The organism is Micromonospora tulbaghiae (assembly GCF_900091605.1).
GTDB classification, from domain to species: domain Bacteria; phylum Actinomycetota; class Actinomycetes; order Mycobacteriales; family Micromonosporaceae; genus Micromonospora; species Micromonospora tulbaghiae.
Genome location: NZ_FMCQ01000005.1, coordinates 13671 through 28430 on the forward strand (window position 1 = coordinate 13671; position 14760 = coordinate 28430).

Consider the following 14760-nt stretch of genomic DNA (forward strand, 5'->3'; position numbering starts at 1 on the left):
GCGCACGGTCAGCCGGTCCGCTGCCGGGGTGACGGCACGGTGCGGCGCAGCAGCCGGGCCACCACCGCCCGCTCGCGGGTGAACTGCACCGCCTCCGGGTAGCCGCTGTGGCTGCGGATGGGCGGGTCGGCCACCTCGCCGCCGGACGGGTGCAGCGCCTCCGGGTCGGCCACCGGCACGTCCCGCTGACCGGCGCTGACCTGCCAGCCCAGCGGGTCGGTGTCCCGCCAGAAGTTCGTCCAGGCCACGTGCCCGCCGGGCCAGGTGAGCGCGCCGGCCAGCGCCCGCAGCCGTTCCGGCCCGAAGTAGGACGGGAAGACCCGCCCGTAGAGCCGGGTGAGCTGGCAGCCGTAGGAGAAGAACCAGGTCCGTAGCCGCCACCGGCGGGGCAGTTGCAGCAGCACCGCGGCGCAGATGACGGTGCCCTGACTGTGCCCGGAGAGGATGACGCCGTCCATCCGGTCGTTGTGGTGCGGCGGCAACGCCAGCAGCCCCGCCACCCGGGTCTGCAGCTCCGGTACGGCGCGTTCGGCGTAGCTGGGCGGCGCGAGCGGATGCGCGGCGCGGGGCCAGAACGTGCACACGTCCCAGATCACGCCGACCGAGCGGCGGACCGAGTCGGTGCGGTAGACGAGCAGCCCGAGCGCCGCCATCACGACCGGAAGCCAGCCGAGGACCGTGTCGCCGCGCTCGGCGGTCCAGTGGATGGCGGTCTGCCAGCCGGACGGGGACAGCGGGCTGGGCCGTTCGCCGGACAGCGCGGCGGCGCAGCAGAGGGTGACCAGGATCGCGCAGAACGCCGCGTAGCAGCCCAGCAGCCGTACCGCGTGCTCGCCGACCAGCCGGTGCAGCGCCCGGTAGGTGCTGACGTCGCGGCAGCGCCGCAGGTCGTGTGCGGACAGGCCGGGTGTGGCGGCCAGCCGGGCGTACTCGACCCGGCGCAGGCGGTGCAGCAGGACGACCGCCCGGATCAGCAGCCCGATCAGCGCGGCCAGGCCGACCGCGCAGGCCAGCCCGGCCCAGAAGACGGCCAGTGGCGGCACGACGCGGCTCGGGCCGCTCGGCTCGGCCGATCCGTCGAGCCGGTCGCTGACCCAGTAGAGCAGCCCGGCGCAGTACGCCACCGCCATCATCCAGCCGAACCCGGCGATGACCGCCGGGGCGCAGCCCCGCCAGGCCAGATCGGTGTACGCGCCGAGCGGCTGGGTCGGCACCGCCGGCCGCAGGCGGGGCAGGAACAGTCCGGCGGTGGCCAGCGCGACGGCCGGGCCGACGAGCATCCAGGTACGCAGCTCGTCCGGCGCGGCGGGCAGCGCGGGCAGGCCGCGTTCGATCCAGGCCGCACCGAGCGGCAGCAGCAGCATGCCGGCGGCGGGCCCGGCCAGCGCCCGGCGGCCGGAGCGGTTCGCCGCGGCGATGGCGAGCAGCAACAGCACCTGGTACGCGATGAGCCAGGCGATCGCGGTGTCGTACCCGGGCAGGGACCGGTCGGCGTGACAGCCGGCGGTGTCCGGTTGCGCGGCGCATCCGGCCGGCGGCCGGTACGTCGACAGCGGCTGCCCGGCCGCCCCGTCGGGGAGCAGCAGCAGGGCGAACGAGCCGATCAGTGCGAGCGCGGTGAGCGTCGCTACCGCCGCGCTCCACCGGCCGAGCGGGGTGGCGCCCTGACGCCGGCTCAGCCACGGCCGGGCGACCGCCACCACGGCGATCATCACCACGACGGCGAGCAGCGCCACTGTGGGCCAGGCGACGGCGGCCCGGACACCGTGCGGCGGGTCCATGATCAGCACCGCGGTGACCGGTACGGCGGCGGCGCTGACCGCCCCGGTGCACAGGTGCAGCACGGCGGCCCGGCGCAGTTGCCCCTCGCCGTTCCAGAACGTCGGGTCCTGGAGCGGGTTCTGCGGGGGTTCACGCGGGTCCGGTCGTTCGACCGGCTCCCCGCCCTCCCGGGCCGGCGCGTGGTGGTGCGGGTCGGCGGGCATCTGCGCCTCGTACTGGTAGGTGCGGAAGGCGACGAGTCCGATCGCGGCCAGCACGAGCAGTGGCAGCAGCAGCCCGAGCGCGAGCGCCCGGGTGTCCTCGCGCCACCAGGAGTCGCCGAGGAACTCCCACGGGCCGGGGAGCCGGCCGAGGCAGTCGGCCTCCACGCACTGCCAGCCGATCAGATCCACTCCGACGCCGGTCAGGGTGAGGACGAGCGTGCAGGTCAGGCTCAGGCAGAACAGGCGGATGAGCCAGGCGGTGATGCCGGACCGGCTGGCCCAGCGTTCCTGGTCGGGGTCGGGCGGGATGCCGGCGCGGGCGTGCAGCGCGACGTTCGCCAGTGCGAAAGGGAGCATCAGCGTCCACAGCGCCCGTTCCACGTCCCGCCGGGTCCGCGCGCCGGAGGTCAACTGCCCCCAGCTGTACGCCTCGACCGTGATCGGGTCGTCCCGGCCCGCGGTGCTCGACCGGTAGAAGCCGGTCACCTGACCGCCGGCGACCAGCGCTGGTTGCGCACTGTCACCGTTGGCGCCGGCGGTCAGGCCGAGCAGCTGATCCGGCGGGGTGTTGGAGACCCCGTGCACGCGCAGTTCGAGGACCCGTTCCATTGTGCCTCCCGGTAAGCGTCCTGCTACCCAGAGTGCGCGACGGGTCGGAAATCCGCATCCGCTGGAACGGTTGTTCTCGCAGCTCAGGACGGTTGAGTCAGGTTCCTGATCGGCCGAGCGGGGTTACCCACCGCCACTACGTTGGCCGGCAGATCGCGGGTGACCACCGCGCCGGCGCCGACCACCGTGTTCTCGCCGATGGTCACTCCGGCCAGCACGATCACGCCCCCGCCGAGCCAGACGTTGTCACCGATGGTGATCGGCTGGGCCGACTCCCACTTCGCCCGGCGCGCCTCCGGCTCCACCGGGTGGGTGGCGGTGAGCAGCTGCACGTTCGGTCCGATCTGGACGTCCGCGCCGATGGTGATGCGGGCGACGTCGAGGAAGACCGCGTTGAAGTTGACGAAGGTGCGCGGGCCGATGTGCGTCCGGTGTCCGTAGTCGCAGTACAGCGGCGGCCGGACCCAGGCGTCCTCGCCGAGTGAGCCGAGCAGCTCGCGCAGGGCGGCGAGGCGGCCCGGCGGGTCGTCGGCGGAGCTGCGGTTGAAGCGTTCACCGAGCCGGGCCGCGCGCTCCAGGTCGGCGATGATCGCGGGGTCGTCGGCGATGTACTGCTCGCCGGCCAGCATCCGGTCCTTCATGGAGGTCATCGCTCGATCGTCCCGGCCGGCCCGGGAACGGGGTGGCGGTTCCGTCGGATCGGCGACTTCCCGTTGCATACGCGGTATGTAATTCTGATATCCGCGTCGATGTGTCTCTCATCGATGAAACGTCCGACGAAGGAGGAAGGTTGCTCCGGAACCGCAGAAAGCTGACGGCGCTCGGCCTCGGCCTGGCGCTGGCGCTCGGCCTGCCGGTGCCCGCGCTGGCCGCCGCGCCCACGGCGCCGACCGGCCCGTCCGCCCGTACCGGGCCGTCCGCCCAGCCCGGCGCCCACCCGGTCACCGTCACCCTGATCACCGGCGACCGGGTCAGCGTCGCCCCCGGCGGCCGTGCCGCGGTACGCCCCGGCGCCGGCCGTGCCGGCATCCAGTTCGTGGTCGGGCGGGAGCGCGACCGGCTCACCGTGCTGCCGCAGGACGCGCTGCCGCTGGTCCGCGCGGGCAAGCTCGACCGGCGGCTGTTCGACGTGACCGGGCTGATCGAGGCCGGCTACGACGACGCGCGCCGCGGCACCGTACCGCTGCTCGTGACGTACCGGCCGGGGGTGGCCCGGCGGACGGCGGACCCGCTCGCCGGCGCCCGGGTGATCCGCGACCTGCCGGCGATCGACGGCGCGGCTGTCGTCGCCGACAAGAGCGACACCGGCGCACTCTGGAAGGCGTTGAGCGCGGACCGCTCCGGCGCCCGGCTCGACGCGGCGGGGGGTGTCGACCGGATCTGGCTCGACGGCCGGCGGCGGGTGACGCTCGACCACAGCGTGCCGCAGATCGGCGCGCCGACCGCCTGGGCCGCCGGCTGGACCGGGAAGGGCGTGCGGGTCGCGGTGCTCGACACCGGCGTCGACCTCACCCACCCGGACCTGGCCGGCAAGGTCGCCGAATCGCGCAACTTCACCGAGGAGGCGGACCCGGACGACATCGTCGGGCACGGCACGCACGTGGCCTCCACCATCGCCGGCAGCGGCGCCGCCTCCGGCGGGAAGTACCGGGGCGTGGCGCCGGACGCCACGCTGCTGTCCGGGAAGGTCTGCGAGATCTACGGCTGCACCGAGTCCGCCATCCTGGCCGGCATGCAGTGGGCCGCGGCCGAGCAGCACGCCACGGTGGTCAACATGAGCCTCAGCGGCGGCGACTCCCCGGAGGTGGACCCGCTGGAGGAGGCGGTCGGGACGCTCACCGAGCAGCACGGGACGCTCTTCGTGATCGCGGCCGGCAACGACGGCGCCGACGGCTCGGTCGGCTCGCCGGCCACCGCCGACGCCGCGCTCGCGGTCGGCGCGGTGGACCAGGACGACGCGCTCGCCGACTTCTCCAGCCGCGGTCCCCGGGTCGGCGACGGGGCGATCAAGCCGGACATCACCGCGCCCGGGGTGGAGATCGTGGCCGCACGGGCCGCGAACGGTCAGATCGGCGACCCGGTGGGGGACCGGTACGCCTCGCTGTCCGGCACGTCGATGGCCGCCCCGCACGTGGCCGGCGCGGTCGCGCTGCTCGCCCAGCAGCACCCCGGCTGGACGCCCGGCCGCTACAAGGCGACGCTGATGGCCTCGGCGAAGCCGCACCCGGAGCAGACCGCGTTCCAGCAGGGCGCGGGCCGGGTCGACCTCGCTCGCGCGATCACGCAGCAGGTGACCAGCGAACCGGCGTCCGTCTCGTTCGGCGTGGCGACCTGGCCGCACACCGACGACCAGCCGATCAGCCGGACCGTGACCTACCGCAACGGCGGGAACGCCCCGCTCACGCTGGACCTGAGCACCGAGTTCACCGGGCCGGGCGGTCGGACCGCACCGGCCGGCATGCTCACCCTCAGCACGTCCCGGCTCACCGTTCCGGCGGGCGGCACCGCCCAGGTGACGGTCGTGGCGGACACCCGGCTCGGCGGCGCCGACGGCTACTGGACGGGCCGCCTGCTCGCCCGCGCCGGCGACGCGGTGGCGGTGACCCCGCTCGCGGTCGACCGCGAGGTGGAGAGCTACGACCTGACCGTCACGCACCGCAACCGTTCCGGTGCCCTGACCGACGGCTACTACACGAGCCTGCTCGGGCTCGACGACGGCAGCTACCGCGACGTGTACGACGCCGACGGCGAGGCCCGGCTCCGGGTGCCCAAGGGCCGGTACGGCGTGCAGAGCCTGATCTTCGTGGACGGCGACCAGGGCTGGTCGGAGATCTCCTTCCTCGCCCAGCCGGAGCTGGTGGTGACCGGGAACCAGCGGCTCGCGCTGGACGCCCGGCGGGCGAAGCCGGTCCGCACCACGGTGCCGCAGCGCGGCGCGGCGCCGCTGCTGATCGACGTCACAGCGGCCTGGGGATTCGACGACTACTACGCCAGTTTCGGGCTCTGGACCGACAGGTTCGAGGGCCTCTACTCGGCCCAGGTCGGCCGTGGCGTCTCCGACAAGGTGTTCGTCGGCTCCCTCGCCAGCCAGTGGGCCGAGCCGACCGCGCCCGAGCGCAGCCCGTACTTCTACGGACTGAACGAGCTGTTCCCGGGCCGCTTCCCGACCGGCTTCGTCCGGAACTACCGGCCCGCCGACCTGGCCACGGTCGCCAACCGGTTCGCCGCCGGCTACACCGGGATGGACAACGAACTGGTCGTGTACCCGGAGCCCGACTACAACATGGGCGGCTCGGCGGTCATCCTGCCCGTCCAGGTGCCCGGCAAGCGGATCGACCACCTCACCACCACCCGGACCCGCTGGAGCGCCGAACTGGCCTTCGGTGAGCGGGACGAGGACGGCTGGTTGCAGCCGCGGGCGGTGCTGGAGTCCGGGCCGACCCGTTACCGGGCCGGTCACACCTACCGCGACGAGTGGAACAAGGCCCCGTTCGGCCCGTCGTTCCCGCAGCCGCGGTGGCCGGAGCAGGGCATCACCCGTACCGGCGACACCCTCGTGGTCTCGCTGCCGGTGCACAGCGACGCCGCCGGGCACCCGGGCGGCTCGCTGAACGACACCGAGCAGACGCGGCTCTACCGCAACGGCAAGCTGTTCGCCGAGTCGCCCTACCCGGGATACGGCGAGTTCACGCTGCCGCCGGGAACGGCGAACTACCGGTTGGAGACCACGGCGACGCGCGGCTTCACCGACCTGAGCACCGAGGTCTCGGCGAGCTGGACGTTCCGCTCCAAGCGGGTTCCGGGTGACGTGCCGGCCCGGCTCCCGGCCATGGCGGTCCGGTTCACCCCGCCGCTGGCGGTGGACAGCTCCGCCCCGGCGGGCCGGACGTTCACGGTGCCGGTGACGGTGCAGCGCCAGCCCGGCGCGCCGTCCGGCCGGGTCGTGGCGCTCACCGTCGACGTCTCGTACGACGGCGGGAAGACCTGGCGCAAGGCGGCGCTGAAGAAGCAGGGCGGGGCGTGGACGGCCACCGTCCGGCACCCGGCCGGCCCGGGGTACGCGTCGCTGCGGGCCACCGCCCGTGACGACGCCGGCAACACCGTGACCCAGCGGATCATCCAGGCGTACCGCCTGCGGTGAGCCGGCCGTCCGGGTCCGCGCGGTGAGCGCGGACCCGGACGGGGGTACGGCTCAGTCGTTGGCGTGCAGCGCGGCGTTGAGCGTGATGCCCTGGCCGGTGCGGGGCTTCGCCTCCAGCGCGCCGGTCACCGAGTTGCGCCAGAACAGCAGTCCGTCGACGCCGGACAGCTCGCGGGCCTTGACCACCCGGCCGTCCGGCAGCGTGACCTTGGAACCGGCGGTGACGTAGCAGCCGGCCTCCACCACGCAGTCGTCGCCGAGCGAGATGCCGATGCCCGCGTTCGCGCCGACCAGGCTGCGCTCGCCGATGCGCACCTTGTCGGTGCCGCCGCCGGAGAGCGTGCCCATGATCGAGGCGCCCGCGCCGACGTCGGAGCCGTCGCCGACCACCACGCCCTGCACGATGCGGCCCTCGACCATCGAGGTGCCCAGCGTGCCGGCGTTGAAGTTGCAGAAGCCCTCGTGCATGACGGTGGTGCCGGCGGCCAGGTGCGCGCCGAGCCGGACCCGGTCCGCGTCGGCGATCCGCACCCCCGACGGCACCACGTAGTCGGTCATCCGGGGGAACTTGTCCACCCCGTACACGGCCAGGTGGCGGCCGGCGGCCCGCTCGATGACGCGCAGCTCGTCCACCCGCTCCGGCGGGCAGGGCCCGGCCGACGTCCAGGCCACGTTCGCCAGCTTGCCGAAGATGCCGTCGAGGTTCAGCTCGTTGGGCCGCACCAGGCGGTGGGAGAGCAGGTGCAACCGCAGGTACGCGTCGGCCGCGTCCTTGATCGGGTCGTCCAGCGAGCCGATCACGGTGGTCACCTCGACGGTACGCAGGCCGGGCAGCGCCCGCTCACCGATCGCGCCCGGCGGCAGGTCGAGCACGTCGGCCTGGTCCTCGCCGGGCACCAGCGGCAGCTCGCCCAGGCCCAGCTTGCCGGTCGGGTACCAGGTGTCGAGTACCTGGTCCTCGGCGGTGACGGTGGCCAGGCCGATGCCCCAGGCGGATGGTGCGGACGTCACGATGTCACCCTTTCCTCCGGCAACGGCGTCCGCCGCTGCTCGCGGCCGCGGGCCTCGCCGAACGTGTTCCCTGGCCCGTCGAGGTTGACGGTACCGTGCGAGACATGCAGAACCCGTTGACCCCCGAGGTCCTGGCCGATCCGGTGGCGCTGACCCGCGCCCTGGTCGACATCGAGTCGGTCTCCCTCAACGAGAAGGCGATCGCCGACTGCGTCGAGGAGGTGCTGCGCGGTGTGCCGCACCTGACCACCTACCGGCACTCGAACACCGTCATGGCCCGTACCGACCTGGGCCGGGCGCAGCGCGTGGTGCTCGCCGGCCACCTGGACACCGTCCCGCTCAACGGCAACTTCCCCTCGACCATGCGCGGCGACCTGATGTACGGGTGCGGCACCTCCGACATGAAGTCCGGGGTCGCCTTCGCGCTGCACCTGGCGGTCACGCTGCCCGACCCGCGCTACGACGTCACGTACTTCTTCTACGAGGCCGAGGAGATCGAGTCGAAGTACAACGGCCTCACCCTGGTCGCGCAGAGCCACCCCGAGTGGCTGGAGGCCGACTTCGCGGTGCTGCTGGAGCCGACGTACGGGATCGTCGAGGCGGGTTGCCAGGGCACCATGCGGGCGGTGGTCACCACGCACGGCGAGCGGGCACACGCGGCGCGCTCCTGGCACGGGGTGAACGCCATCCACGGCGCGAGCGAGGTGCTGCGGCGGCTGACCACGTACGACGCCCGCCGGGTGACGATCGAGGGCTGCGACTACCGCGAGGGTCTCAACGCGGTGCGGATCACCGGCGGGGTGGCCGGCAACGTCATCCCCGACCGCTGCCAGATCGAGATCAACTACCGGTACGCCCCGGACCGCGACCCGGCGGGCGCCGAGGCGCACCTGCGCGAGGTCTTCGCCGGCTTCGAGCTGGAGGTCACCGACGCGGCGGCCGGAGCGCCGCCCGGACTGGACAGCGCGGCGGCGCAGGAGTTCCTGGCGGCGGTGGGTGCCGCGCCGATCGGCAAGCTGGGCTGGACGGACGTGGCGCGGTTCGCGGCCATGGGCATCCCGGCGCTGAACTTCGGCCCCGGCGACCCGAACCTCGCGCACCACAAGGACGAGCACGTCGAACTGACCAAGATCCGGGACGGCGCGGCGACGCTGCACCGCTGGCTGGCCCCGGCCTGACGCCCTGCGATCCGGGGCCCGCGCCCGCCGCACGGGCCCCGGATCGTCAGACGGTCGTCGTCGTCAGGGGTGCGTCCGCATCGCCGGTCTCGCCGGTCAGGTCGGACCGGTGGGTCTCCATCATCCGGGCGCGGCGGCGCTCGGCCACCACGTCACGGATCCGCCGCTGCATCTGACGGCGGATCCGGATCATCTCGCTGTTACTGATCAACGCTGGCTCCTCCCCCGAAGGCGCGTCGCCCGGGGTATACCGGGTATGTGAATAGTAAGACGTACGTGCGACCGAATTAGTTGCCCGGATCCCAAAGATTTCTCCGGCTCCCGGGCCTTCGCGCCGCGCCCGGGCCGCTCTACTACGGTGACCCCATGGGCGAGAGCAGGGGAATGGCGGCCGGGGACGGCCAGCGGGAGGAGCGGAACCGGGGAGAACGGCACCGCGGGGCGGTGACGCTGCGCAACCGGGCGATTCCGACGAGTACGGCTGATCAGCGGCTGCTCGACTCCCGGGGACGCAGCGACTGGAAGACCAAGGACGCCTGGCGTGCGCTGCGGATCCTCTCCGAGTTCGTCGAGGGCTTCGACACCCTCGCCGACCTGCCCCCGGCGGTGAGCGTCTTCGGCTCCGCCCGCAGCAAGCCGGACAGCCCGGAGTGCCGGATGGCCGAGGAGCTGGGCGGCGCCCTCGCCCGGGCCGGGTACGCGGTGATCACCGGCGGCGGCCCCGGCGTGATGGAGGCCGCCAACCGGGGCGCCGGTGAGGCGGGTGGCCTCTCCGTCGGGCTCGGCATCGAGCTGCCGTTCGAGCAGGGCCTCAACGACTGGGTCGACCTGGCCATCGACTTCCGCTACTTCTTCGCCCGCAAGACCATGTTCGTCAAGTACGCCCAGGCGTTCGTGGTGCTTCCCGGCGGCTTCGGCACCCTGGACGAGCTGTTCGAGGCGCTCACCCTGGTGCAGACCGGCAAGGTGACCCGCTTCCCGGTCGTGCTGATGGGCACCGACTACTGGCGCGGGCTGCTCGACTGGCTGCGCGGCACCATGGCTGCCGAGGGCAAGATCGGCCCGGTCGATCTCGACCTGATCCGCCTCACCGACGACGTCAACGAGGCGGTACGCCACATCGTGGAGGCCGAGGCGGTGCTCTCCGCCGAGCAGGAGGCGGTTCGCGAGGAGGCGGTCGCCCGGGTGGCAGCCGACCAGCGCGCCGCCGCCGAGGCCGCCCCCGAGGGCCCGGCGGGACGGAGCTGACCCGTGGCCAACGTCTGTGTCTTCTGCGCGTCCTCCCGCACTCTTGACGCCCGCTGGCTGGCGCTCGCCACCGAGACCGGTGAGGAACTGGCCCGGCGCGGGCACACCCTGGTCAGCGGTGGCGGCTGTGTCGGCATGATGGGCGCCGTGGTGCAGGGCGCGCGGGCGGCCGGCGGCCGCACCGTCGGCGTCATCCCGCAGTCCCTGGTCGACCTGGAGGTCGCCGACCTGGACTCCGACGAGCTGCTGGTCACCGACAGCCTGGCCAGCCGCAAGACGCTGATGGACGAGAAGTCCGACGCGTTCGTCGCGCTGCCCGGCGGCCTCGGCACGCTCGACGAGCTGTTCGAGGTCTGGACCACCGCCACCCTGGCCCTGCACGCCAAGCCGATGGTGATCGTGGACGTGGACGGGTTCTACCGGCCGCTGCTCGACTGGATCCGCGGGCTCGGCGAGCAGCAGTTCCTCAAGCCGGCCGCGCTGGACCTGCTGATGGTCGCCGACAGCGTTCCCGCCGCCCTGGACCTGATCGACGCCCGCCTGACCTGAGCCCTCTCGCTCTTGCCCCGTTTCCCTGGAGATCTTGGTAGTGAATGGCCCCTATGGGGGCACTTTCCTACCAAGATCTATGCGGATCTCGGTAAGCGGGAAGCTTTTCTCGAATGGTGGGTGTCGGCCGGTTCGCGTCGGGGAGGTGCCGGCCCGGGGTTGATCGCAGTCGCGGCGGCATGCGTCACGGCTGTCCTGGCCGGGGGCCGCCTCGGTATCCGATCGCTGTTCTGGACGCGGCGCTGCCTCGGCGTCCGACGCCTTCGCATCCTTCGACCGGAATCAGCAGGTGCGGTTGTCGCGTCACTCGAATGACCTGCGGCGCGCGGGGTGGACGTCGGTTTCCGGGTGTCGTACCGGCGTGGTGGGATGTCGGTGATGCAGGCGTACCGGTTGGTGCGCCGGCCCGGCGGCGCGGGGGCGGGGGTCACCCACGACGCCGGGGCGGGGCAGGGGGTGGGTCGGCCCGGCGGGCCGGCCGAGGTGGAGCCGCGATCCGGGGGGTCGGCGGGCGATGCCGCGCACCCGGCGACCGCCACGCCGCCCGGGAACGCCACGCCGCCCGGGAACGCCCTGCCGCGGACGGCGACCGGCGCGCCCTCACCCGGCAGCGCCTCGCCGCAGAGCGCGGCCGGGCAGCCCGCGAGCATCGGGCGCTGGGCCGATCCGGTGCAGGCGGAGGTGGTCGCGCACACCGACGGGCCGATGCTCGTCGTCGGTGGTCCCGGCACCGGCAAGACGACGACGCTCGTCGAGGCGGTCGCCGCCCGCGTGGCCGAGGGCGTCGACCCGGAACGGATCCTCGTGCTCACCTTCGGCCGGCGCGGCGCCACCGAGCTGCGCCACCGGATCGAGGCGCGGATCGCCGGGGACGGACACCGCGTGGTCCGCGAGCCGCTGGTGCGCACGTTCCCGGCGTACGCCTTCGGGCTGCTGCGCCGCGCGGCGGCCGAACGCGGCGAACCCTCGCCCCGGCTGCTCACCGGCCCCGAGCAGGATCTGATCATCCGTGAGCTGCTCGACGTGGTGGGGGACGAACCCGGCGACGACCCGGTCGGCTGGCCGGAGGACATGCGGCCGGCGCTGCGTACCCGGGCGTTCGCCCAGCAGCTCCGCGACCTGCTGATGCGTGCCGCGGAGCGTGGCGTCGGCCCGGTCGAGCTGGCCCGGCTGGGCGAGAAGCTGGGCCGCGCCGACTGGCCGGCCGCCGCGCGCTTCCTGCGGGAGTACGTCGCCGTGCTCGCCCTGCGCGACGTGAGCAACCGGGGCTCGGTGGCGTACGACCCGGCGGAGCTGGTGCGTGCCGCCACCGGCATGCTGCTCGACGATCCCGAGCTGCTGGCCGCCGAGCGCCGTCGGCTGGCCCACGTGTACGTCGACGAGCTGGCCGACACCGACCCGGCCCAGCTCGAACTGCTCGCCGTGGTGGCCGGTGGTGGCCGTTCCCTGGTGGCGTTCGCCGACCCCGACTCGTCCACGTATGCGTTCCGCGGCGCCGACCCGGCGGGCGTCACCACGTTCCCGCACCGCTTCCGGACCGCCTCCGGTGCGCCGGCCGCGCAGATCACGCTGACCACCTCGTACCGGGCCGGTCCGGAACTGCTCGCGGCCACCGCCCGGCTGGCCCGGCGGCTGCGAGGTCCGGCGGCGCACCGGCGGCTGCGCCCGCTTCCCGGCACGCCGGCCGGATCGGTGGAGGTACGGACGTTCCGGTCCGCCACCAGCGAGTCGGCGTGGCTGGCGCACGCGTTGCGCGAGGCGCACCTGCTCGACGGCGTGCCCTGGTCCCGGATGGCGGTGCTGGTCCGATCCACCGGCCGGCAACTGCCGTCGCTGCGGCGCGCGCTGCACACAGCCGGTGTGCCGACCGTCGTGCACGGCGAGGACCTGCCGCTGCACCTCCAGCCGGCGGTCGCGCCGCTGCTGCTCCTGCTGCGCTGCGCGCTCGAACCCGACCGGCTGGACGAGGAGTCGGCGGTCGCGTTGCTGCACTCGCCGCTGGGCGGCGCCGACCCGCTGGCCGAACGGCGACTGCGCCAGGGGCTGCGGGCGCTGGCGCTGGCCGGCGGAGACCGCCGTCCCTCCGGCGAGCTGCTGGTGGAGGCGCTCCGCGACCAGGCCGAACTGGCCACCATCGAGCGTCGCTGGGCGGCACCCGCGCAGGCCGTGGCGCACCTGCTCGCGACCGCCCGGGAGACGGCCGGCCGACCCGGCGCCACAGTCGAGGACGTGCTCTGGGCCGTGTGGCGGGAGAGCGGGCTGGCCGAACGCTGGGCCGGGGCGATCACCCGGGGACGGGCGGCCACCGGCGAGCACGAGACCGCCCAGCGCTGGCGGGCCGAGGCCGCCGACCGTGACCTGGACGCGGTGCTCGTCCTCTTCGACGCGGCGGCCCGGTTCACCGACCGGTTGCCCGGCGCGCGTACCGAGGTGTTCCTCGACCACGTCCTCGGGCAGGAGCTGCCCGCCGACACGCTCGCCGCCGCCGCCGACCGGGGCGACGCGGTACGCCTGCTCACCGCGCACGCCGCCAAGGGCCTGGAGTGGGACCTGGTCGCGGTGGCCGGGGTGCAGGAGGGCGTCTGGCCGGACCTGCGCCTGCGCGGCAGCCTGCTCGGCTCGGAGCGGCTCGTCGACGTGCTCGCCGGTCGCGCCGACGGGGCCGGGCTGCGGGCCAGCCTGGTCGGGCAGACGTCCGCGCTGCTGGACGAGGAGCGGCGGCTGTTCCACGTGGCGATCAGCCGCGCGCGACGGCGGCTGCTGGTCACCGCTGTCGCGTCCGCGGCGGTCGGCGGGGACGACCACGAGGAGCAGCCGAGCCGCTTCCTGCACGAGCTGGCCGCCGCCGACCCACCCGCCACCGGCGGAACCGGCCCGGCTCCGACCGGCCCCACCGGGAACGGGCCGAACCGTCCGACCGGTCCGGGCACGCCCGGGCGAGCCGCGGACGGGCCGGTGCCGCACGGGGACGAGCATCCGCAGGACGGGCCGCCCACCGCGCTCCCGGTCACCCTGCCGCCGCGTGGGCTCACCCTGTCCGCGCTGGTGGCGGAGCTGCGTACCGCGGTCACCGACCCGGCGACGCCGATCACCCGGCGGCACGCGGCGGCGGGGGAGCTGGCGCGGCTGGCCGCCGCCGGGGTGCCCGGCGCGCACCCGGACGACTGGTGGGGGTTGCGCGGTCTCTCCGACGACCGGCCGCTCGTCGACGAGGGCGAGCCGGTGCGGGTCACCCCGTCGGCGATGGAGAGCGCGTTGCGGTGCAGCCTGCGCTGGCTGCTGGAACGGCACGGCGGCAGCGGGCCGGCGAGCGCCGCGCAGGGCGTCGGCAACCTGGTGCACGCCGCCGCGATGCTGGCCGAGGACGCCAGCGTCGACCGGGAGGCGTTGCTGGAGTACGTGGCGGCCCGGTTCGACGCGATCGAGCTGGCCGCGCGGTGGATGGCCGGTCCGGAGCGGCAGCGCGCCGAGGCGATGGTGGACAAGCTGCTGCGCTGGCTGGCCGGCAACCCCCGCCGGCTGCTCGCGATCGAGCACGAGTTCGCGGTCCGCCTCGACGACCCGTCCCGCCCGATCCAGCTGACCGGCCGCGTCGACCGGCTGGAGGTCGACGCCGAGGGACGGCTCGTGGTGATCGACCTGAAGACCGGCAAGTCGACGGCGGTCACCGAGCGGGAGGTGGCCGAGCATCCGCAGCTCGGCGCGTACCAGGCGGCGGTGGAGGCGGGCGGGTTCGCAGAGTTCGGCGAGGAGCCGGGCGGTGCCGCGCTGGTGCAGCTCGGCACCGGCGCGCGGGACGCCAAGGAGCAGACCCAGGCCGCGGCGGGGGAGGGGCCGGAGGCGGGGTGGGCCACCGCGCTGGTGCGCCGTACCGCCGACACGATGGCCGCATCCACGTTCGCCGCGGTGGCGAACTCCAAGTGCCGGGTCTGCCCGGTACGCACCAGCTGCCCGGTCTCCGGCCAGGGCCGCCAGGTGGTCGAGCCACCGCCGGAGGGCTCGTGAGCGCGAGGAGTGAGCCGGTTTTGCGAGCCCCGCA

General features: G+C 74.3%; 9 protein-coding genes. 5 read left to right on the forward strand and 4 right to left on the reverse strand.

Going from position 1 to position 14760, the window contains the following annotated elements:
- Positions 1–8: 8 nt before the first annotated feature.
- Both GA0070562_RS16080 and GA0070562_RS16085 read right to left on the reverse strand, forming a co-directional pair.
- Positions 9–2594: a hypothetical protein gene (locus GA0070562_RS16080; protein WP_091422135.1), complete on the reverse strand. Its 2586-nt coding sequence runs from the start codon at positions 2592–2594 to the stop codon at positions 9–11.
- Positions 2595–2677: 83 nt separating this feature from the next.
- Entirely contained in the window at positions 2678–3244 is a 567-nt protein-coding gene (locus tag GA0070562_RS16085) for a sugar O-acetyltransferase (protein WP_091422138.1), read from the reverse strand.
- 140 nt (positions 3245–3384) lie between these two features.
- On the opposite strand from GA0070562_RS16085, the gene GA0070562_RS16090 reads away from it, so the two are divergent.
- Entirely contained in the window at positions 3385–6735 is a 3351-nt protein-coding gene (locus GA0070562_RS16090; protein WP_091422141.1) for a S8 family serine peptidase, read from the forward strand.
- A 51-nt stretch (positions 6736–6786) separates the two neighbouring features.
- On the opposite strand, the gene dapD is transcribed toward GA0070562_RS16090, so the two are convergent.
- The gene (gene dapD / locus GA0070562_RS16095; RefSeq protein ID WP_091422142.1) at positions 6787–7746 is read right to left on the reverse strand and encodes a 2,3,4,5-tetrahydropyridine-2,6-dicarboxylate N-succinyltransferase; all 960 of its coding nucleotides are present in this window, start codon (positions 7744–7746) and stop codon (positions 6787–6789) included.
- Positions 7747–7850: 104 nt separating this feature from the next.
- Here dapD and dapE point away from each other — a divergent pair, with 104 nt between their 5' ends.
- Entirely contained in the window at positions 7851–8924 is a 1074-nt protein-coding gene (gene dapE / locus GA0070562_RS16100; RefSeq protein ID WP_091422145.1) for a succinyl-diaminopimelate desuccinylase, read from the forward strand.
- A gap of 46 nt (positions 8925–8970) precedes the next feature.
- On the opposite strand, the gene GA0070562_RS30275 is transcribed toward dapE, so the two are convergent.
- Positions 8971–9135 (reverse strand): hypothetical protein, encoded by a 165-nt coding sequence (locus GA0070562_RS30275; RefSeq protein ID WP_175438761.1) that lies wholly within the window; start codon positions 9133–9135, stop codon positions 8971–8973.
- 173 nt (positions 9136–9308) lie between these two features.
- On the opposite strand from GA0070562_RS30275, the gene GA0070562_RS16105 reads away from it, so the two are divergent.
- The 3 genes from GA0070562_RS16105 to GA0070562_RS16115 all read left to right on the forward strand — a co-directional run bounded on the left by GA0070562_RS16105 (position 9309) and on the right by GA0070562_RS16115 (position 14726).
- Positions 9309–10172 (forward strand): LOG family protein, encoded by an 864-nt coding sequence (locus tag GA0070562_RS16105; RefSeq protein WP_377640090.1) that lies wholly within the window; start codon positions 9309–9311, stop codon positions 10170–10172.
- 3 nt (positions 10173–10175) lie between these two features.
- Positions 10176–10721 carry an LOG family protein gene (locus GA0070562_RS16110; protein WP_091422149.1) on the forward strand — a complete coding sequence of 182 codons (546 nt, stop codon included), beginning with the start codon at positions 10176–10178 and terminating at the stop codon, positions 10719–10721.
- 378 nt (positions 10722–11099) lie between these two features.
- Complete coding sequence (locus GA0070562_RS16115) at positions 11100–14726, forward strand: ATP-dependent helicase (RefSeq protein ID WP_175438783.1); 3627 nt, start codon at positions 11100–11102, stop codon at positions 14724–14726.
- Positions 14727–14760: the final 34 nt, after the last annotated feature.